The organism is Corynebacterium sp. KPL2895, assembly GCF_040225815.1.
GTDB classification, from domain to species: Bacteria; Actinomycetota; Actinomycetes; order Mycobacteriales; family Mycobacteriaceae; genus Corynebacterium; species Corynebacterium rhinophilum.
The window spans coordinates 44,209-63,744 of the sequence record NZ_JBEHFY010000001.1; the positions used below are offsets into that span (position 1 = coordinate 44,209).

19 protein-coding genes are annotated in these 19,536 nt (G+C 59.8%); 16 read left to right on the forward strand and 3 right to left on the reverse strand.

Translation table 11 applies throughout. The features are described 5' to 3' along the window. The first annotated feature begins 32 nt into the window (after positions 1 to 32). The 10 genes from ABRP95_RS00200 to ABRP95_RS00245 all read left to right on the forward strand — a co-directional run bounded on the left by ABRP95_RS00200 (position 33) and on the right by ABRP95_RS00245 (position 8,284). Entirely contained in the window at positions 33 to 851 is an 819-nt protein-coding gene (locus ABRP95_RS00200) for a shikimate dehydrogenase (RefSeq protein WP_284852034.1), read from the forward strand. A gap of 71 nt (positions 852 to 922) precedes the next feature. Next, the gene (locus tag ABRP95_RS00205) at positions 923 to 1,363 is read left to right on the forward strand and encodes a prepilin peptidase (protein WP_284796088.1); all 441 of its coding nucleotides are present in this window, start codon (positions 923 to 925) and stop codon (positions 1,361 to 1,363) included. A 21-nt stretch (positions 1,364 to 1,384) separates the two neighbouring features. Then, positions 1,385 to 2,596, forward strand: coding sequence for a chorismate synthase (gene aroC / locus ABRP95_RS00210; protein WP_284782020.1), 1,212 nt, complete (start codon positions 1,385 to 1,387; stop codon positions 2,594 to 2,596). Further along, positions 2,597 to 3,136, forward strand: a complete 540-nt coding sequence (locus ABRP95_RS00215) for a shikimate kinase (RefSeq protein WP_349838742.1) — start codon at positions 2,597 to 2,599, stop codon at positions 3,134 to 3,136. A gap of 62 nt (positions 3,137 to 3,198) precedes the next feature. Continuing rightward, entirely contained in the window at positions 3,199 to 4,269 is a 1,071-nt protein-coding gene (gene aroB, locus ABRP95_RS00220) for a 3-dehydroquinate synthase (RefSeq protein ID WP_284796091.1), read from the forward strand. A 2-nt stretch (positions 4,270 to 4,271) separates the two neighbouring features. Further along, the gene (gene aroQ, locus ABRP95_RS00225; protein ID WP_284769733.1) at positions 4,272 to 4,700 is read left to right on the forward strand and encodes a type II 3-dehydroquinate dehydratase; all 429 of its coding nucleotides are present in this window, start codon (positions 4,272 to 4,274) and stop codon (positions 4,698 to 4,700) included. A gap of 135 nt (positions 4,701 to 4,835) precedes the next feature. After that, on the forward strand, positions 4,836 to 5,942 hold the full coding sequence (locus tag ABRP95_RS00230) for an aminopeptidase P family protein (RefSeq protein ID WP_284864356.1): 1,107 nt from the start codon (positions 4,836 to 4,838) through the stop codon (positions 5,940 to 5,942). A gap of 139 nt (positions 5,943 to 6,081) precedes the next feature. After that, positions 6,082 to 6,645, forward strand: coding sequence for an elongation factor P (efp, locus tag ABRP95_RS00235; protein ID WP_005283196.1), 564 nt, complete (start codon positions 6,082 to 6,084; stop codon positions 6,643 to 6,645). Positions 6,646 to 6,681: 36 nt separating this feature from the next. After that, on the forward strand, positions 6,682 to 7,281 hold the full coding sequence (gene nusB, locus ABRP95_RS00240) for a transcription antitermination factor NusB (protein WP_485874806.1): 600 nt from the start codon (positions 6,682 to 6,684) through the stop codon (positions 7,279 to 7,281). A gap of 148 nt (positions 7,282 to 7,429) precedes the next feature. Further along, on the forward strand, positions 7,430 to 8,284 hold the full coding sequence (locus ABRP95_RS00245; protein WP_349838743.1) for a PPK2 family polyphosphate kinase: 855 nt from the start codon (positions 7,430 to 7,432) through the stop codon (positions 8,282 to 8,284). Positions 8,285 to 8,418: 134 nt separating this feature from the next. Here the strand turns inward: ABRP95_RS00245 and ABRP95_RS00250 are convergent, their stop codons facing one another. The 3 genes from ABRP95_RS00250 to ABRP95_RS00260 all read right to left on the reverse strand — a co-directional run bounded on the left by ABRP95_RS00250 (position 8,419) and on the right by ABRP95_RS00260 (position 10,851). Then, positions 8,419 to 8,940: a YbjN domain-containing protein gene (locus ABRP95_RS00250; protein ID WP_284769737.1), complete on the reverse strand. Its 522-nt coding sequence runs from the start codon at positions 8,938 to 8,940 to the stop codon at positions 8,419 to 8,421. Next, positions 8,933 to 9,424: a YbjN domain-containing protein gene (locus ABRP95_RS00255; RefSeq protein WP_005279056.1), complete on the reverse strand. Its 492-nt coding sequence runs from the start codon at positions 9,422 to 9,424 to the stop codon at positions 8,933 to 8,935. Before ABRP95_RS00255 ends, ABRP95_RS00250 begins: the two co-directional genes overlap by 8 nt. Before the next feature lie 74 nt (positions 9,425 to 9,498). Continuing rightward, the gene (locus ABRP95_RS00260) at positions 9,499 to 10,851 is read right to left on the reverse strand and encodes a TIGR01777 family oxidoreductase (protein WP_349838744.1); all 1,353 of its coding nucleotides are present in this window, start codon (positions 10,849 to 10,851) and stop codon (positions 9,499 to 9,501) included. Between the two features lie 144 nt (positions 10,852 to 10,995). On the opposite strand from ABRP95_RS00260, the gene pyrR reads away from it, so the two are divergent. From pyrR to pyrF, 6 genes are read left to right on the forward strand one after another with little or no spacing between them, the layout of a single operon-like run. Continuing rightward, a complete protein-coding gene (gene pyrR / locus ABRP95_RS00265; RefSeq protein WP_284852039.1) occupies positions 10,996 to 11,604 on the forward strand; it encodes a bifunctional pyr operon transcriptional regulator/uracil phosphoribosyltransferase PyrR in 609 nt (202 codons plus the stop codon). After that, entirely contained in the window at positions 11,601 to 12,557 is a 957-nt protein-coding gene (locus ABRP95_RS00270) for an aspartate carbamoyltransferase catalytic subunit (protein WP_284851666.1), read from the forward strand. The genes pyrR and ABRP95_RS00270 overlap by 4 nt, the downstream gene beginning before the upstream one ends. A gap of 37 nt (positions 12,558 to 12,594) precedes the next feature. After that, the gene (locus tag ABRP95_RS00275) at positions 12,595 to 13,932 is read left to right on the forward strand and encodes a dihydroorotase (protein WP_284849937.1); all 1,338 of its coding nucleotides are present in this window, start codon (positions 12,595 to 12,597) and stop codon (positions 13,930 to 13,932) included. 42 nt (positions 13,933 to 13,974) lie between these two features. After that, complete coding sequence (gene carA, locus ABRP95_RS00280) at positions 13,975 to 15,135, forward strand: glutamine-hydrolyzing carbamoyl-phosphate synthase small subunit (protein ID WP_284849936.1); 1,161 nt, start codon at positions 13,975 to 13,977, stop codon at positions 15,133 to 15,135. 26 nt (positions 15,136 to 15,161) lie between these two features. Further along, positions 15,162 to 18,503 (forward strand): carbamoyl-phosphate synthase large subunit, encoded by a 3,342-nt coding sequence (gene carB / locus ABRP95_RS00285; RefSeq protein ID WP_349838745.1) that lies wholly within the window; start codon positions 15,162 to 15,164, stop codon positions 18,501 to 18,503. Beyond that, the gene (gene pyrF / locus ABRP95_RS00290) at positions 18,487 to 19,326 is read left to right on the forward strand and encodes an orotidine-5'-phosphate decarboxylase (RefSeq protein WP_284781997.1); all 840 of its coding nucleotides are present in this window, start codon (positions 18,487 to 18,489) and stop codon (positions 19,324 to 19,326) included. Before carB ends, pyrF begins: the two co-directional genes overlap by 17 nt. The last annotated feature ends 210 nt before the right edge of the window (positions 19,327 to 19,536 follow it).

Consider the following 19,536-nt stretch of genomic DNA (forward strand, 5'->3'; position numbering starts at 1 on the left):
CTAGGCCGCAGCCAGAAAGGTAGACGCTCTTCATGCCGCGCGCCGCAGTACTCGGTAGCCCCATCGCTCACTCTTTATCGCCTATCCTGCACAACGCAGGGTATGCCGCAGTGGGGCTCAAGGACTGGTCCTATACCCGCTTTGAGGTTACGGCCGATACCCTCGCCCCATTCCTAGAAGAATGCGGCCCCGAGTACCGCGGCTTTTCCGTGACCATGCCCGGTAAATTCGCCGCGCTCGAGGTTGCGGAAGAACAAAGCGAGCGTGCACAGCTCATCGGTTCTGCTAATACCTTGGTTCGCACCCAGCACGGTTGGCGCGCGGACAACACAGATACTGAGGGCGTGCGCGGCGCGCTGCAAGAACTCATCGGGCTCCGGCCCGTGTCTCAGGCCCTTATCATTGGCGCGGGTGGAACCTCCCGTCCGGCGCTGTGGGCTTTAGCAGAACGCGGAATCGACCAGGTAACCATCTTGAACCGCTCGAACCGCCAAGCAGAGCTCCAGCCTTTGGCGGACCGGCTGGGACTCAATCTGCAGTACGCTACTTTTGACGATGATCTCGAGGATCTTTCTCGCTCCGCGGATTTGATTATTTCTACCGTTCCTTCGGCAGCGTTAGAGGATTATCGCTTCCAGCTTGCCCACGCCCCAGTACTTGATGTGATTTATCATCCGTGGCCCACGACGCTCGCCGCCTGCGCCGCTGCGAATGGCTATTTCACCGTGGGTGGGCACGTCATGCTGGCACATCAAGCATTTAGTCAATTCGAGCAATTCACCGGTCTTACCGCACCGCGCGAAGAGATGGTTGCGGCACTGCAAGAAGAGCTTCGCCTTCGCAATCTCTAACCTTTCTGGGAATACGCCCATGTGCGCCGCCATGCCATGAAGAGTGGCAGGGCGGCGCTTAGCCTTATGTCATGGGGATTTTCGGGGGAATAGTTTATGGCCTGTGGGCGTCTGCGTTGTCCTGGTGGGATATCCGCGAGCGGCGTTTGCCGGATGTGCTGACCATCCCGGCTGGGCTTTTATCTGTCACTTTTTTCAATTGGGGCGGTTTATTGTGGCCAGTACTGTACCTCCTAGTGGCTCTGCGGGGTGCTGGCATCGGCGGGGGAGATATTAAATTGGCCCTGCCACTGGGGATGCTCGTTGGTGCCACAGCAGGACCATTGGCCGTCCTCATGGCCTGTGGTGGCGCCGCTGTAGTCACATTGCTGGCAAGCGGTATCGCGCGCGTCAAGGGCGGCGTGCCTCACGGTCCCTCGATGGTGGTATCCGCTGGGCTGGTTATGGTGGTTTATCCCCTCATTGAGGGGGAGGCGAATATATTGAGGTGCCTAGTTGCTCCTTGTGGATAGGGGCCGTGCGATAATACCCGCATGCTTCGTTGGACTACCGCTGGTGAATCCCACGGCCAGGCACTGATCTCCATGCTGGAGCACATGCCGGCCGGAGTGCCCATTACCCGTGCTGATATTTCCTATCAGCTTGCACGGCGCCGCCTAGGATATGGCCGCGGCGCGCGCATGAAATTCGAAGCCGATGAGGTAACGCTGCTCGGCGGCGTCCGCCATGGGCTGACGATTGGTAGCCCCATTGCCATCATGATTGGCAATACTGAATGGCCGAAGTGGACTACCGTCATGTCCGCAGATCCCATCGATATGGAGGATGAGGACGTAGCGAAGGCGATGAATTCGGGCCGGGGTGCACCCTTGCAGCGCCCGCGCCCAGGCCACGCTGATTTCGCGGGCATGGTGAAATATAACCACAGCGAGGCCCGCCCCATCTTGGAGCGCTCTTCTGCCCGGGAAACCGCCGCACGTGTTGCCGCCGCGACGGTAGCGCGGAACTTCCTACGGGAAACGTTGGGAGTTGAGGTCTTCTCCCACGTGATTTCTATCGGCGCATCGCAGCCCTATACCGGAGCTTCCCCGAGCTTTGCGGATATCGAGGATATTGATAATTCTCCGGTGCGCGCCTTTGACAAAGACGCCGAATCGGCGATGATTTCAGAGATTGAAACCGCAAAGAAGCAGGGCGATACCTTAGGCGGAATCGTAGAGGTGATCGTCGATGGTCTACCTATTGGCCTCGGCTCACATATCTCCGGCGATGACCGCTTGGATGCGCAGCTTGCCGGAGCCTTGATGGGTATTCAGGCCATCAAGGGCGTAGAAATCGGCGATGGCTTCGAAGAGGCACGTCGACGCGGTTCCGAAGCCCACGATGAGATGGTCCGCACCGAGGATGGTGTCACAAGGCTCAGCAACCGGGCCGGAGGCTTGGAAGGCGGCATGACCAACGGGCAGCAATTGCGTGTCCGGGCCGCCATGAAACCGATTTCCACGGTGCCGCGCGCTTTGCACACGATTGACATGGAAACAGGTGCGGATGCCACGGCAATTCACCAGCGTTCAGATGTCTGCGCAGTGCCGGCAGCAGGAGTGGTGGCTGAAGCCATGGTCTCACTCGTGCTAGCGCGCGCAGTTTTAGATAAATTTGGCGGAGATAGCTTGAGCGAAACCTCCCGCGCCGTTGCTGCATATGAAGAATACGTATCGCAGCGTCTCGCCTTTAACCAGGAGTAAATGATGACAACGCCAACCGATGTAACGGGACAGCCACATCCTTGCGTCGTTTTGATTGGCCCGCCAGGTGCGGGAAAATCCACGATTGGCCGCCGGCTTTCGCATGCGCTGAATTGCGATCTGGTGGACTCGGATCACCTGATTGAAATGGCCGAGGGAAAACTCTGCGGTGAGGTCTTTAGTGAGAGAGGCGAACCAGCGTTTCGCGAGCTTGAGGCCGAACATGTCGCTGCAGCCCTGCAAAAGGGTGGGGTAGTAAGCCTTGGTGGGGGCGCGGTGATGACGGCCTCCACACGTGAGCTTCTAGAGCGCCACACGGTCGTATTCCTCGATATTTCCGCAGAAGAAGGCGCGCGCCGCACGGCCGGCGATCGCAATCGTCCGGTGTTAGCGGCAGATAATCCGGTTGAACATTATCGGTCCATTGTGGAAACGCGCAGGCCCTTCTATCTGGAGGTGGCCGATTTCCGCGTGCGCACGGATACTCGCTCCCCGCAGCAGGTGGTGGGGGATATCCTGGGCTTTTTAGAAACCCTCTAGGCGGGGAGTTACACCTACCCGCGCAATCCTGCAGGCTATCGCTCCGTAGAAAGGACACCATCATGCCCACCATCGCCGTTAACGGGCCGAGCCCTTATGAGGTCCGCATAGGAGCTGGACTCAGCGAAGATATCGCACGGCGCTGCGCGGACACAGGCGCTGATAAGGCAGCAATCATCTTTCAGCCGGCCCTGCGCACCGCAGCAGAAGAGCTCGCAGCATCCGTTGAAGCACACGGCGTCATCCCAGTCTTGTTCGAGGTGCCGGATGCCGAGGCGGCGAAGCAACTTAGCGTGGTGGGAAACGTGTGGGACCGCCTTGGTGAGGCGGGCTTTAGCCGCAGTGATGTCGTCATCGGCGTCGGCGGCGGGGCAACCACGGACATGGCGGGTTTTGTCGCTGCCGGGTGGATGCGCGGAATCAAAGTGATTCAGGTCCCTACGACCCTTCTCGCCATGGTTGATGCCGCAGTGGGCGGGAAAACTGGAATTAATACGAAGGCCGGGAAGAATCTCGTCGGCGCCTTCCACGAGCCGGACTCTGTATTCGTCGATCTGGAGCGCCTAGAGACCCTCCCACAGGCGGAGATCGTGGCTGGTTCTGCTGAGATCATTAAGACTGGGTTCATTCATGATCCGGTCATTGTGCAGCACTACGTGGAAAATCCAGGTGCTTGCCTTGACCCACGCGGTGTTCTGCCTGAATTGATCGAGCGATCTATCTCGGTAAAGGCTGCGGTGGTGGGAGAAGATCTCAAGGAAGCCGGGTTGCGCGAGACCCTCAATTATGGGCATACCTTTGGCCACGCCGTGGAAAGGCAGGAAAAGTATGTGTGGCGCCACGGCAACGCGGTAGCCGTAGGAATGATGTTCATTGCCCATCTTTCCCACCACCGGGGCCTCATAGATGCAGAACTGGTGGATATGCACCGCAGTATCTTGAGCAATATCGGGCTGCCTACGACGTATGAACCGGGCAAATTCGCGGAATTATATGAGGCAATGACCCACGATAAGAAAAACCGCGATGGGAAGATACGTTTCGTGGCGCTCACCGGTATCGGCGCGACGACGCGGATAGAGGGTCCGACGCGCGAAGAGCTAGAAGCGGCATATACCGCCATCACGGAGTAGATATGAAAATCGTTGTTCTCAATGGCCCGAACCTAAATAGGTTGGGCAAGCGCCAACCGGACGTATACGGTTCCACGACGCTAAGCGATGTTGAAAAGCTCGTGTCCGAGCATGCGGCGAAGCACGGGGCAGACATCGAGTTTTTCCAGTCTAATTTTGAAGGCGAGCTCATCGAGAAGGTCCATGCGGCCGCCGATGCCGGAAGTGCCGTCATCATTAACCCAGGTGGGCTGACGCATACCTCCGTCGCCTTGCGCGATGCCCTGGCGGAAATTGCCGATGGCGCAGGCTTCGTCGAGGTGCATATCTCCAACGTGCATGCCCGCGAAGAATTCCGCCATCATTCTTATTTGAGCCCCATTGCCCGCGGCGTCATCGCCGGCCTGGGGGTCTTTGGGTACTGCGCCGCGGTGGATTATTTGTGCCAATAATTGCCGGCCCGAATCGCGCCTTTTCGGGTGCAGGCGGTACGTAGGTACTGAACCTAGCCATCATCGCCGCGGAAATAGATATAGTGGAAGAATAAATTTTTACACTTCAATACGATTCCCGCAAAGGATGATTCTATGGCACTTGCAGATACCCGGTTCAGCGATCGCCGCCGGAAGTTAGCCGCCGAATTAGCTGGTCAGCGCATTGATGCGGTATTGGTAACCCACTTAATCCACGTCCGCTACTTGTCCGGGTTCTCCGGTTCCAACGGTGGGCTTTTGCTGCGCAAGGATCTCTCCGCGCTCATGGCTACCGATGGCCGCTATACCACCCAGATTGCCCAGGAAGTTCCGGATCTAGAAGCTGTAGAGGGCCGTGCTGTAGGCAAGGTGCTCTTGCAGCAGTTCGATGATGCTCAGTCGCCGGTTCGCGTCGGTTTTGAGGCTGACTACATGTCTGTATCGGAATTGGAAGAGCTGAAGGATTCTGCACCGGATGGGGTCACCTTGGTACCCATTTCTGGAATCATCGAAGATATCCGCATCACGAAGGATCCCGTAGAGCTGGAAAAGCTGGAGGAGATCGCGGCGCTTGCTAATCAGGCGTTGGAAGACCTCATTTCCGCCGGCGAGCTGCGGGCGGGCCGCACGGAGCGCGAAGTTGCTGCTGACCTAGAATTTCGCATGCGCATCCTGGGATCGGAGCGGGTGAGCTTCGATACCATCGTGGCCTCTGGTCCGAACTCTGCGATGCCGCACCACGGCGCGGACGATCGCGTGATTGAAGATGGAGACTTGGTCACCATCGATTTCGGCGCTCACCTGCGCGGATTTAACTCTGACTGCACCCGCACCTACGTCGTGGGTACGGCAAATGACTTTGCCAAGGAGATCTACGATGTGGTGCTGCGCGCCCAGCAGGCCGGTGTCGAGGCTGCGGTTGCGGGCACGTCGCTTTCCGATGTCGACGCCGCCTGCCGCACCATCATCGCCGATGCCGGATACGGCGACTACTTCGTGCACTCCACTGGGCACGGCGTGGGTTTGGACGTGCACGAGGCCCCCTTTGCCGCCACGACCGGTAAGGGAGAACTGGCCCCGGGAATGACCCTTACCATCGAGCCGGGCGTGTATGTGCCGGGCAAGGGTGGCGTACGCATCGAAGATACGCTCATCATCACCAATGGAGCCCCAAAGATCATTACCGCCGCTTCCAAGGACTTTACGGAGCTGCCGGCATAGGTAGGCTTGGTCCCGTAACTCCTCCCTCCTAGGGGCGGAGATTTTAGGGGGTACCGGTGGCTCAGCGGGTGCAGGCTATCCGGTAGGCTTATACTTTGCTTTCAACCTTTCAACCACAATATTCGGGAGTTTAACCGCAATGGCTGATACTACTGATTTCAAGAACGGACTCGTTCTCAAGATTGACAACAAGCTGATGCAGATCACCGAGTTTCAGCATGTGAAGCCGGGCAAGGGCCCAGCGTTTGTGCGCACCAAGCTCAAGGACGTTGTCTCCGGAAAGACCGTGGACAAGACCTGGAACTCGGGCGTCAAGGTAGAAACCGCTACGGTGGACCGTCGCGATATGACCTACCTGTACAACGACGGCACCAGCTATGTCGTCATGGATGAAAAGACCTTCGAACAGTTCGAGCTCTCGCCGGAGAAGTTTGGCGATGCCGCCCGTTTCCTGCTGGAAAACATGCGCGTGCAGGTCTCCTTCTACGAGGATGAGGCATTGTTCGCAGAGCTTCCTATCTCCGTCGACCTCAAGGTAGAACACACCGAACCAGGTCTGCAGGGCGACCGTTCCTCCGGTGGCACCAAGCCCGCCACGCTGGAGACCGGCGCCGAGATCCAGGTTCCGCTGTTCATTGAAATCGGCAATGTACTAAAGATCGATACCCGCACTGGCGAGTACCTGTCCCGCGTCAATAACTAGGGCTTTATCTTGTCTGATAACACTGCTAAGCGGGATATTAATCATAAGCGGCATACCGCGCGCTACCGCGCACGCCGGCGCGCAGCGGATATCCTCTATGAAGCGGAGAACCGGGACGTTGATCCCGTGGCTATCGTTGAGGATCGCGTTGCCTTGGCGCGCGAAGATCGCCACGCGGTAGCGCCGATTGCGGACTACACCAAGGTCATCGTCCAAGGTGTCGCAGAAGAGCTAGACGCTATCGATGACACGATCTCGCGGTATCTTTCCCAGAACTGGGAGCTGCACCGGATCCCCGCCGTCGACCGCGCTATCCTGCGCCTATCGGTCTGGGAGCTGCTATTTAATCCGCACGTTCCCACCGCGACGGCTGTCGTCGAAGGCGTGGAGCTAGCCTCGCAGTATTCCCACGATCAAGCCGCACCGTATATCCACGCGGTCCTGGATGACGTCGCGCAATCTCGTTCTGAGTTAAGCCCGATGAATAACGTCGGTCAAGAGGAAGAAAGCGACGACGCGGAACTCGAGGATTCCCGGGAGGACTCTGAGCCTTCGGCGCATGCAGAGGTGCCAGAGGAGTCAGCGACGCCAGAAGAGTCGTCCCCGAGCGCCGAAACGGACGAGGACAACTCCTAATCCAGTCCTAGTTCCTCGGCTTCCTAAGTAAAAGGTAAACAACAGCCGGGGAATTGCTTCTGCCTTCCCACCGCGGGGAGCCGCGGGAGCCAGCCCCGGTTCGCCCGCTCCACCCGCTCCACACCCTGGCGTTTGTACACTGTGTGTCATGGGTAAATTTAAGATCAAAGATGCGCTAGACCTGCGCGCCGGTAAAACCTTTCGGCTTGCAGATGTCGATCCCACGGCGACACCGGGATTCGATGGCTCAAAGTCTGACTTAGCGGACGGCTTCGAACGCTACGACGATGAGCTCTATGATTTGCAGGAACGCCTCTTTGCTAATGGCAGGGCGCATAGCGATGACGCACCTTCGCTCTTAGTGGTCCTGCAAGGCATGGATACCTCCGGCAAGGGCGGGGCGATTCGTCACGTCTTTTCCGTCTTTGATCCGCAGGGTACTAAGACTGTGGGGTTTGGTAAGCCCACGGAAGAGGAAATGGAACACGATTTCCTGTGGCGCATCCGCAAACACGATCCGGTTCCCGGCCAGGTAGTGGCCTTTGACCGTTCCCACTACGAGGACGTCTTGATCCAACGCGTGCACGAGTGGGTAGATGAGGAAGAAATCGACCGCCGCTTTGAGGCGATTCGTGAGTATGAGCAAGAGCTCGCCGGAAAGCGGGTAAAGATATTGAAGGTCTTTTTGCACATCTCACCGGAGTTCCAAAAGGAAAACCTCATCGAGCGAACCGAGCGTGAGGATAAGTACTGGAAGTACGATCCTTCAGACCTTGAAGAGCGCGGCTATTGGGATAAATACATGGCCGCCTATGAGGATGCCATTCGCCGGACGGATGAGCTTTGGGCACCGTGGTTTGTGATCCCCACGGATAATAAGAAGTACGCGCGCATGGCCTTGAAGTATCTCATCGTCGATGCGCTGCGGCACTTGAATCTGTCGTGGCCCGCCCCCGAATTCGATTCGGAGGAAGAAAAGCAGCGCATTCTCGATGTGGACTAGTGTCTATCCGCGGCGCTGAGAACCCAAGAAAAATAAGGCGCCTAAAAATCCCCGCACCGTCGCGGCGCCGCAGCACGCGAATGCATGAGGCGGGCGAACTAAGTACGGGGAGACAGGGCCTAGGAAAAGGCAGCTTAATCGTTTCCAGACGGCGTGGAGTTTTCCTCGCCGCCGTTTCCGGCCTTCGCAGCGGTTTCAGATCCGAGCTTGGCCATTTCCTCGGCGGCAGAAACCATGGCGTCCTGGCCGTTGATAACGGCATCGACGGCCTTCTTCAAAGCGGTGGTGAGCTGTTCATCGGTCATTCCGGCCGCGGCGGGAATATCGCGCTCGGTGCGGACGACGAGCATATCGTCGTGCTCAGAAATGACTGCTCGCGCGCCGAATGCTACAGAGTTGATCTGGTTGGCGGCGAGGAAGAGCCCGGCATCGGCCTTGGAAAATGAGGCATCAGTTGGCACGTCGCAACGCACAATGACAACGGAATCCAGGACCGCAAACATGGTAGGCAGGCCATTGAGGTTGGCGGTGGCGGCATCAATTTCGCCTTCTACCTTGGTCAGCTCAATATCAAAGGTGCCCATGGCGGCAATGACGCGGTCCAGATCGACCTCGGGCAGATTGTTTTCGGTAGATGCGGTGGATGCATTAGTCATGGTTATGCTCCTCCCAGGTGACAAGCTGTGGGTAGTGCTCTTCAACGAAAGCCATGGACTGCAGCATGGAGTCCAGGGTGGACATTACAAAGGCACCGATCTGGTTGCGGGACAGGCCGTGGGAAATATTGATTTCGCGGACGCCGGAGACGGCCAGATTATTTTCGGCCGATTCAAAAAAGCGCAGGGTGGGCGCGAAGTGCTGTTGGTTCCACTTATTGAGGACCATGAGCAGTTGCGGACCCTCAGAGGCTGGGGCATTACCGCGCCAGACGGAGTCTGCCACGAGGACATCGTCACGCACCTGCAGTGCAATGGCGATATTGGAAAAGCCGGTGCGCAGGATCTTTACCGTCTCGCCTTCGCCGACGGTCTGTTCTTCTACGCGGTATTCGAGCTTTTCTGAGTCAAAAATTTCACCGATGCGCTCGAGGGTGACGTCCTCAATGGGCGTATCGGGATACAGGGTTGGTTCTTCAGACACGTAAGTAGTCTCAATCCATGTACTAATCGGGGATAATGGTCAACCCTTCTTAGTTTACCTAACTTATAGTTCTCCTACTGCGACTCCCACAGGCTTTCGCCGCCGAGTTCGTGCGCCAAGGCTGCGTCGATGGTGGGGTAGCGGAAGGTATGGCCTAGATCCTCCAGCACCTGTGGTTTCACGCGCTGGTCGGCCAAGGCGAGTTCTTGCGCGCCTTGCTTGCCCAGGAGCAGGGCGGGGCCGAATTGGGGGATTGGCAGTATGGTGGGCCGGTGCAGTTCGGCTCCTAAGGCGGAAACGAAGTCTTTGTTGAGCACTGGGCTTGGCGATGCCCCATTGACCGGCCGCGCAAGCTTCTCATCCACGATGGCGCGGATATAGGCATCGGTGAGATCGTCTAGTGCCACCCAGCTGTACCAAAAGTTGCCGTCACCAAAGGCGCCGCCAAGCCCAGTGGAAAACAGCGCGCGCAACAGCGGTAGTAGGCCGGAATTGCCGGACATCACGATGCCAGTGCGGATATTGACCACGCGCTTTCCGGCCTCGCGAGCGGGCGCGCAGGCTTTCTCCCAGCTCGCTGCGACATCGGCAAGAAAGCCCTCGCCGCGCTCGGCGTCCTCGGTTAGCAGCTCATCGCCGCGCTCGGAACCGTAGAAGCCGATGGCAGAGGCGCACACCATGGCCTGTACGGAATCGGTGGCGGCCATTAGGCGGGCCAGGTTTTCGGTGGGGCCCACGCGGGAGTCGCGGATATCGGCCTTGTGGCTGTCATTAAAGCGCCCAAAGATGGGCTCGCCGGCTAGGTGTACGAGCACGTCGATGCCCTCGAGGAGATCGGGCCGCGGGTGGTGCGGGCGCCATTCGCGCTGGCCGGATTGCGCGGTGCCGCGCACGAGCTGGATCACGGTGTGGCCCAGGGTCTGTAGCTGTGCGGTCAGGGCGCTGCCCACGCTGCCGTGAGAGCCGGTGATGGCGATGGTCAACGGCTTTTGGCCAAGTTGGCCTTCGCGCAGTCGGTTTTCAAAGGCAATATCCTGGGTGAGCTGGTGCTGGCGGTAGGCGAATAGCGAGTTGAGGGCCGCAGCGGGAATGCGGGTATCGACCTCGTCTGTAATCAGCGTGCCGCCTGGGTGATCGGCAAAACGGTGCGTATGGCGCCACTTGGCAAATTTGCGGATCGGTGCGTTGATGCAGACATCGCTGAAGCTATACCCGGCCTGGTAGCGCGATAGATCGTGCTGGGCCGTCCACTGCAAACCGCCGGGCAGGGAAAGCAGGGACGTGCCATCGCCCAGATCGGTGGCCTGTTGCACGGGCTTCATGAATGCGAAATGTGGGTTCAGGCGCGCTAGCGCCCCTGGCCGGGTATGCCACTGCCAGACGCGTTCGCGGGAGGCTGGGACTACGTGCTGCGCGGAAAAACTCACTGCGTGATGCACCTCTTTCGGCTAAGCCTCACCCACGGGTGGGTAAGGTGCTAGAGTAATACGTGTCTATCAGCATAGACGTCTACAAGTTCATTGACAGGCATCCTTTAATGACCGCACCGTGAGGCGGGGAAGGAGGTCACGATGAGTGGAACTGACGTGAACGCGAACGAGTTGGAGCTTTTAAGCTCCGATGATGTCTCGCGTACCGTTGCACGCATCGCGCACCAGATTATTGAAAAAACGGCGCTCGATTCCGCGGAGGCCCCGCGGGTCATTTTGCTGGGCATCCCCTCAGGCGGAGTGCCCTTAGCGGAGCGCCTCGCGCAGAAAATACACGAGTTTTCCGGGGTCCCCGTTCCATGGGGCTCGCTCGACATCACGTTGTACAGGGACGATTTGCGCAATTTCCCGCACCGCGCCCTGCAACCGACCTCCATCCCAGACGGCGGCATCGATAATGCCACGGTCATCTTGGTCGATGATGTCCTTTATTCCGGCCGCACTATCCGCGCCGCCCTCGATGCGCTGGGCGATGTCGGCCGGCCTTCGATTATCCAGTTAGCCGTATTGGTTGACCGCGGGCACCGCGAAGTCCCCATCCGCGCCGATTATGTGGGCAAGAACCTGCCCACGGCGCGGGAAGAAGATGTCTCCGTATATATCCAAGATATCGATGACCGCGATGCCGTTGTTCTCACCCGCTCTACTTCCGCGGGCGATACCGCGCAGATAAGGGGAACGCACTCATGAAACACCTCATTGATAGCGCGGAACTATCCCGCGCAGAAATCATCGGCCTTTTGGATGAGGCCGATCGCTTCCGCGAGGCGCTCGATGGCCGCGAGGTCAAAAAACTGCCGACGCTGCGCGGGCGCACGATTTATACGCTCTTTTATGAAAACTCCACGCGCACGCGCTCGTCTTTTGAAACGGCCGGCAAGTGGATGTCCGCTGATGTTATCAACCTTTCGGCGTCGACCTCCTCTGTGAAAAAGGGCGAATCCCTGAAGGATACGGGCTTGACGCTGGCGGCCATCGGCGCCGATGCCATCATCATGCGCCACCCGTCTTCCGGCGCGCCGCAACAGCTGGCCCAGTGGGTGGACCCAGATGGGCATGGCCCCGCCGTCATCAATGCCGGTGACGGTGCGCATCAGCACCCGACGCAAGCGCTGCTTGATGCCGTTACGATGCGCCAGCGCCTAGGCCTGCGCGGCGATCATGGCTTCGAGGGCCTGAAGGTAAAGATTGTGGGCGATTGCCTGCACTCGCGCGTCGTGCGTTCCAACGTGGATCTCTTGCACACCTTGGGCGCGGAGGTCACCCTCGTGGGGCCTGCGACCTTGATGCCTTGGGGCGTGGACAAGTGGCCGGTGCGCGTGTCCTATGACTTTGATGCAGAGCTTGCAGATGCCGATGTCGTGATGATGCTGCGCGTGCAGCAAGAGCGCATGGACGGCGGCTTCTTCCCGTCCCACCGCGAGTACGCGCAGCTATTCGGGCTATCGCAACAGCGCGCTGCGGCGCTGCACAAGGATGCGATCGTCATGCACCCAGGTCCCATGCTGCGCGGCATGGAGATCAACTACGCCGTGGCCGATATGGATAAAACTACGGTATTGCAGCAGGTCAACAACGGTGTCCACATGCGCATGGCAGTGCTTTTTACGCTGCTGACCAATGGCGATAACGCCGGGATTTAAATCGGGCAGAGCATAAGCCACGTAAAAGGGAGAGAAAATGACTACGTACCCAGCTACCGGCCGGCTGTCCGCACCGGCCGAGAACCCTCTACTGATTAAAAATATTCGCCTCTACGGGGAAGGCGAGCCCACCAACGTCCTCGTTCGCGGTGGGGTTATTGACTCCATCGGGCCCGAGGTGAAGGCAGAGGGCGCCGAGACCATCGAGGGCGACGGCAACGTGCTGCTGCCTGGCCTGGTTGATATGCACGTGCACCTGCGCGAGCCAGGCCGCGAGGACACCGAGACCATCGAGTCCGGTTCCAAAGCCGCGGCCAAGGGCGGGTTTACCGCGGTCTTTACCATGGCCAATACCACGCCGGTCACGGACCAGCCGATCATCGCCGAATCCGTGTGGGCAAAGTCCCAGGCACTGGGGCTTTGCGATGTCCACCCGGTCGGCTCCATCACCAAGGGCCTAGAAGGCAAGTCCTTGACCGAGTTCGGCATGATGGCGCGCAGCGATGCCAAGGTGCGCATGTTCTCTGATGACGGCAAATGCGTGCAAAACCCGCAGCTGATGCGCCGCGCGCTGGAATACGCCAAGGGCATGGACGTGCTGCTGGCCCAGCACGCCGAAGATGACCGCATGACCGGCGGGTCTTCTGCCCACGAGGGCGAAAACGCCGCCCGGTTGGGCCTGCGCGGTTGGCCGCGCGTGGCAGAGGAATCCATCGTCGCCCGCGATGCCCTGCTGGCGCGCGATTACGGCAACCGCGTGCACATCTGCCACGCCTCCACACAGGGCACAGTGGAACTGTTGCAGTGGGCAAAGGAACACGATATTCCGCTCACCGCAGAGGTCACCCCGCACCACCTGCTGATGACCGATGACAAACTGCGCACCTATGACGGCCTCTTCCGCGTGAACCCGCCGCTGCGCGAACAGCGCGATACGGAGGCGCTGCGCCAGGCGCTGCTCGATGGCACCATTGACTGCGTCGCCACCGACCACGCGCCGCATGGCTCCGAAGACAAGTGCGTGGAATTCGAAAACGCGCGCCCCGGCATGCTGGGGTTGGAATCCTCGCTGGCGGTCATCGCCAAGCTCTTTGTGGAAACCGGCCTGGCGGACTGGCGCTTTATCGCCCGCGTCATGTCCGAGCGCCCCGCTGAGATCACGCGCCTGCCAGGCCACGGTCGCCCCTTGGAAGTGGGGGAGCCTGCCAACTTAACCATCGTTGACCCACAACATCACTGGGTATCCGATTCCGCGCAGCTTGCATCCAAGTCCCAGAACAACCCCTATGCGGGCGAGGAATTTGGTGCGCGGGTTACCCACACCATCTTGCGCGGCTCGGTAACGTTCGATCTGAACGCCGCTACCCATGACTAACCTTGCACACAGCACCCAATCAAGGCACAGAAAGGCCACGACGTGACTGATAAAACCCCAGCAATCCTCGTCCTTGCGGATGGGCGTACCTTCCGTGGCTACGGCTTCGGCGCTACCGGCACCACCCTCGGCGAGGCCGTATTTACCACCGCGATGACCGGGTATCAAGAAACGATGACGGACCCGTCCTACCACCGCCAGATCGTCGTCTCCGCCGCCCCGCATATTGGCAATACCGGCTGGAACGATGAGGATAACGAGTCCCACGGCAATAATATTTGGGTCGCAGGCCTGGTTATCCGCGATCTGTCCCGCCGCGTATCCAGCTGGCGCGCCGAGCGCAGCTTGAGCGAAGAAATGCAGGCGCAAGGGGTCATCGGCATCCGCGGCATCGATACCCGCACCCTGGTGCGCCACCTGCGCAACTACGGTTCCATCTCCGCGGGCCTGTTCTCGGGCGAGGCTGCCACCCGGCCCGTCGAGGAACTACTCGAGGAGGTAAAGGGCCAATCCTCCATGGAGGGCGCGGACCTTGCCGCCGAGGTATCTACCGACAAGCCCTACGTTGTAGAGGCCAAGGGAGAGAAGAAATACACCATCGTCGCCTTTGACATGGGCGTGAAATCCGCAACGCCGCGCTACCTTTCCCAGCGCGGTATCGAGACCATCGTGGTGCCGTCTACCACCACCTTTGCAGAAGTTCAGTCCTATAACCCGGATGGCGTCTTCGTCTCCAACGGCCCGGGTGACCCGGCCACCGCCGACGACACAGTTGCCACCATTAAGAAGGTACTTGAGGCGAAAATCCCGTTCTTCGGCATCTGCTTTGGCAACCAGCTGCTCGGGCGCGCGCTTGGCCTATCCACCTACAAGATGAAGTTCGGCCACCGCGGCATCAACGTCCCAGTACGCAACATGCTCACCGGCAAAATCGATATCACCTCCCAAAACCACGGCTTCGCGCTGCAAGCCCCAGATAACTACGACCTGGCCGATGAAGATGCCGAATTCGCCTCGGACTTCGGCCCGGCCCACATCACGCACATCTGCTTGAACGATGACACGGTCGAGGGCGTCGCCCTGCGCAATGGCATGGCCTTCTCGGTGCAGTACCACCCGGAATCCGCCGCCGGCCCGCACGATGCCAACCCGCTCTTTGATCAATTCTTAGAGCTCATGGCCAACCACACCCCGAATAAGTAGTCACCCAGGAAAAGGAAGAAAATATTATGCCTAAGCGCACTGACATTAATCACGTCCTGGTCATCGGCTCCGGGCCCATCGTCATCGGCCAGGCTTGCGAGTTCGACTACTCCGGAACCCAGGCCTGCCGCGTCCTCAAGGACGAGGGCCTGCGCGTGACCCTGGTGAACTCGAACCCCGCGACCATCATGACGGATCCGGAATTCGCCGACCACACCTACGTCGAGCCCATCGAGCCGGAGTACATCGAAAAGATCCTGGTCAAGGAGGCAGAGGAAGGCCACCCCATCGACGCCGTCCTGGCCACCTTGGGCGGGCAAACCGCGCTCAACGCTGCGGTGCAGCTAGACCGCCAGGGAATTTTGGATAAGTACGATATCGAGCTCATCGGCGCCGATATCGATGCCATCGAGCGCGGCGAGGACCGCCAAAAGTTTAAGGACATCGTGGCCTCTGTAGGCGGAGAATCCGCTCGCTCGGCGGTGTGCCACAACATGGACGAGGTCCACGAGACCGTCGACAAGCTCGGCCTGCCCGTCGTGGTGCGCCCGTCGTTTACCATGGGTGGACTGGGTTCCGGCCTAGCCTTCAATAACGAGGACCTTGAGCGCATCGCCGGCGGCGGGCTTGCGGCCTCGCCCGAGGCTAATGTGCTCATCGAGGAATCCATCCTCGGCTGGAAAGAACACGAGCTCGAGCTCATGCGCGATGGCGACGACAACGTGGTCGTCGTGGCCTCTATCGAAAACGTCGATGCCTTGGGCGTGCACACCGGTGACTCCGTTACCGTGGCTCCGGCGCTGACGCTGACGGACCGCGAGTACCAGAAGATGCGCGATTTGGGCATCGACATCATCCGCGAGGTTGGCGTCGATACCGGCGGCTGCAATATCCAGTTCGCCTTGAACCCAGATGATGGCCGCATCATCGTCATCGAGATGAACCCGCGCGTATCCCGCTCCTCGGCGCTGGCCTCCAAGGCAACGGGTTTCCCCATTGCCAAGCTGGCCGCGAAGTTGGCCATCGGCTACACCTTGGACGAGGTGCAAAATGACATCACCGGCGAAACCCAAGCGGCCTTCGAGCCGACTTTGGACTATGTCATCGTCAAGGCGCCCCGCTTTGCCTTTGAGAAGTTCCCCGGCTCCGATGACACCTTGACCACCACGATGAAATCTGTGGGCGAAGCCATGGGCATCGGCCGCAACTATATCTCTGGCCTGAATAAGGTCATGCGGTCGCTGGAAAACAAGCCCAATGGTTTCTGGACCAAGCCCGATGAGTATTTCGCGGGCGAGCGCGCCACCGACGTGCAGGCGGTGCTCAAGGACCTCGAGCGCCCCACTGAGGGCCGCATGTACGATATCGAGCTGGCCCTGCGCCTCGGCGCCTCGGTGGATGAGGTCCACGAAGCCTCCGGCGTGGATCCATGGTTCATTGCGGAGCTCGAGGGCCTGGTGAAATTCCGCCAGGAGCTTGTCGATGCCCCCGTGCTCACCGAGCAACTCCTGCGCGAGGCCAAGGTCTTTGGGCTTTCCGATGCCCAAATTGCCGTCCTGCGCCCCGAGTTCAACGGCGAGGATGGCGTGCGCAGCCTGCGCTGGCGCATGGGCATCCGCCCCGTCTTCAAGACCGTCGATACGTGTGCCGGCGAGTTTGAGGCGCAAACGCCGTACCACTACAGCTCCTATGAGCTGGACCCCGATGCCGAAACCGAGGTGCACCCAGCGCCGGAAGGCTCGAAGGGCAAGGTCATCATCTTGGGCTCTGGCCCGAACCGCATTGGCCAGGGCATCGAATTTGACTACTCCTGCGTACACGCCGCCCTTGAGCTTTCTCGCAAGGGCTATGAGACCGTGATGGTCAACTGCAACCCGGAGACGGTATCGACGGACTATGACACCGCTGACCGCCTGTACTTCGAGCCGCTGACCTTCGAAGATGTCATGGAGGTCTACCACGCAGAGGCAGCCTCCGGCGAGGTCGCCGGCGTGCTGGTGCAGCTGGGCGGCCAGACCCCGCTGGGCTTGGCAGAGCGCCTCGATGCCGCCGGCGTGCCGGTGGTGGGCACCAGCCCTGCTGCCATCGACTCTGCCGAGGACCGCGGCGAATTCGGCAAGGTTCTGGAAGCCGGTGGGCTTGCCGCACCGCAATTCGGCACCGCCACCTCCTTCGAGGAGGCCCGGAAGGTAGCAGCCTCCATCGGTTATCCAGTCCTGGTTCGTCCTTCCTACGTATTGGGCGGCAGCGGCATGGAAATTGTTTACGATGAGCGGTCGCTGGAGAACTATATCGAGCGCGCCACCGAGCTTTCCCCAGACCATCCAGTCCTGGTGGACCGCTTTTTGGACTCGGCCATTGAGATCGACGTCGATGCCCTGTGCGATGGCAACGAGGTCTACCTCGGCGGCGTGATGGAGCACATCGAGGAGGCTGGCGTTCACTCCGGTGACTCCTCCTGCGCTCTGCCGCCGATGACGCTGGGCCCAGAGGACATCGAGAATGTGCGCGAGTCCACGCGCCGTTTGGCCGAGGGAATCGGCGTCAAGGGCCTGATGAATGTCCAGTTCGCCTTGAAGGACGACATCCTTTATGTCATCGAGGCCAACCCGCGCGCCTCGCGCACCGTTCCGTTCGTCTCAAAGGCGACCGGCGTGCCGCTAGCAAAGGCCGCCGCCCGCATCATGATGGGATCCACCATCGCGGAACTGCGAGAAGAAGGACTTATTCCATCGTCCTACGATGGCGGTTCCTTGCCACTTGATCACCCGATTGCGGTCAAGGAAGCGGTCTTGCCCTTCAACCGTTTCCGCCGCCCAGATGGCAGCCTGCTCGATTCCTTGCTGTCGCCCGAGATGAAGTCCACCGGTGAGGTCATGGGCTTGGCCACCAACTTCGGTGCGGCCTTTGCTAAGGCGGAAATCTCCGCGTTTGCTCGTCCGCCGATTGAAGGCACGGTCTTCGTCTCCGTCGCCAACCGGGATAAGCGCACGCTGATTTTCCCCATCCAGCGCTTGGCCACGATGGGCTACAACATCATCGCTACTGCGGGTACCGCGCAGATGCTGCGCCGCAATGGCATCGAGTGTGAGGTCGCCGTCAAGGTCTCTGAGGCCAAGGACGGCGAAGAGTCCATCGTGGACAAGATCCTCAACGGCGAGGTGGATTGGATCCTCAATACGCCAGCAGGCTCCGCCGGTTCCCGTCACGACGGCTACGATATCCGCGCCGCAGCGGTGCACATGGGGCTGCCACTGGTCACGGTGGTTCAAGGCGTGACGGCGGCGGTGCAGGGCATCGAAGCGCTGCGCCAGGGTGATTTGCAGGTCCGCGCACTTCAGGAGCTTGAGCATGGACCACGCAACTAAATCCTTTGGCCAGCGCCTGGTAGACGCCGGCCGCGAACGCGGGCGCCTGTGTGTAGGCATCGACCCGCACCCGTACCTCTTAGAGCAATGGGGGCTGGATAATTCACCAGAAGGCCTTCGCACCTTCAGCATGCGCTGCGTCGAGGCATTCGCGGATTCCGCAGCCTTGGTAAAACCACAGGTGGCTTTCTTCGAGCGCTTCGGCGCCGCAGGCTTTGCGGTCTTGGAAGAAACGCTGGCCGGTTTGCGCGAGGCAGGATGTCTGACGGTGGCGGATGCCAAGCGCGGCGATATCGGCTCCACCATGGAAGGCTATGGCGATGCTTGGCTAGGGGAGACCTCGCCCCTGCGCGCTGACTCGGTGACACTTTCGCCTTACCTTGGCGTTGGGGCGCTGGGCGCGGCTATTGCCACGGCGCAAGAAAACAACCGCGGTGTATTCGTCCTCGCGGCTACCTCTAATCCGGAGGCGCGAGCCATTCAGGCAGTGCCTGCAGGCACTGCGGACTCGATTGCCCAGGCGGTCGTCGACGAGTGCGCCGCCTTCAATGCCTCGGAGCAAGAGGCCGGTGTTGCTGGAAGCGTGGGCGTTGTGGTGGGTGCGACCGTGGATAATCCGCCCCGATTGGACTCGCTTAATGGCCCGGTGCTGCTTCCCGGCGTTGGTGCCCAGGGGGCGGGTCCCGCGCAGGTGCACGCCATTGTGTCTGAGTGCCCGCAGCTGGGCTTTGCGAATGTCTCGCGCGCCGTCCTACAACGCGGTCCTCAGGTCGATGACCTGCGCAAAGCCGTGATCGATACCGCAGACCAATTCCGGGATTAGAACACGCGGCGGGGTCGATTAACGGCCGCGCCGTTTACCTGGTATTTTGGTCTAAGCATGTGCGTTGACGTGCTAAAACGAGTGGCCCATCTGGGTCGCCTATCGTCATCGTGTCACTAGCGGTGCTAGGATAATCAGAAGTCGGTGTGCTCGAAGGTTCAGGGTAACTTTCCGCGGTATTTCCATCGCGTTTGGCAACCGGAATCTGGT

What these genes read in the sequence shown, in the direction of transcription:
- ABRP95_RS00200 (WP_284852034.1), top strand. Translation starts at nt 33, where the DNA reads ATGCCGCGCGCCGCAGTACTCGGTAGCCCCATCGCTCACTCTTTATCG.
- ABRP95_RS00205 (WP_284796088.1), top strand. Translation starts at nt 923, where the DNA reads ATGGGGATTTTCGGGGGAATAGTTTATGGCCTGTGGGCGTCTGCGTTG.
- aroC (WP_284782020.1), top strand. Translation starts at nt 1,385, where the DNA reads ATGCTTCGTTGGACTACCGCTGGTGAATCCCACGGCCAGGCACTGATC.
- ABRP95_RS00215 (WP_349838742.1), top strand. Translation starts at nt 2,597, where the DNA reads ATGATGACAACGCCAACCGATGTAACGGGACAGCCACATCCTTGCGTC.
- aroB (WP_284796091.1), top strand. Translation starts at nt 3,199, where the DNA reads ATGCCCACCATCGCCGTTAACGGGCCGAGCCCTTATGAGGTCCGCATA.
- aroQ (WP_284769733.1), top strand. Translation starts at nt 4,272, where the DNA reads ATGAAAATCGTTGTTCTCAATGGCCCGAACCTAAATAGGTTGGGCAAG.
- ABRP95_RS00230 (WP_284864356.1), top strand. Translation starts at nt 4,836, where the DNA reads ATGGCACTTGCAGATACCCGGTTCAGCGATCGCCGCCGGAAGTTAGCC.
- efp (WP_005283196.1), top strand. Translation starts at nt 6,082, where the DNA reads ATGGCTGATACTACTGATTTCAAGAACGGACTCGTTCTCAAGATTGAC.
- ABRP95_RS00245 (WP_349838743.1), top strand. Translation starts at nt 7,430, where the DNA reads ATGGGTAAATTTAAGATCAAAGATGCGCTAGACCTGCGCGCCGGTAAA.
- ABRP95_RS00250 (WP_284769737.1), bottom strand. Translation starts at nt 8,940, where the DNA reads ATGACTAATGCATCCACCGCATCTACCGAAAACAATCTGCCCGAGGTC.
- pyrR (WP_284852039.1), top strand. Translation starts at nt 10,996, where the DNA reads ATGAGTGGAACTGACGTGAACGCGAACGAGTTGGAGCTTTTAAGCTCC.
- ABRP95_RS00270 (WP_284851666.1), top strand. Translation starts at nt 11,601, where the DNA reads ATGAAACACCTCATTGATAGCGCGGAACTATCCCGCGCAGAAATCATC.
- ABRP95_RS00275 (WP_284849937.1), top strand. Translation starts at nt 12,595, where the DNA reads ATGACTACGTACCCAGCTACCGGCCGGCTGTCCGCACCGGCCGAGAAC.
- carB (WP_349838745.1), top strand. Translation starts at nt 15,162, where the DNA reads ATGCCTAAGCGCACTGACATTAATCACGTCCTGGTCATCGGCTCCGGG.
- pyrF (WP_284781997.1), top strand. Translation starts at nt 18,487, where the DNA reads ATGGACCACGCAACTAAATCCTTTGGCCAGCGCCTGGTAGACGCCGGC.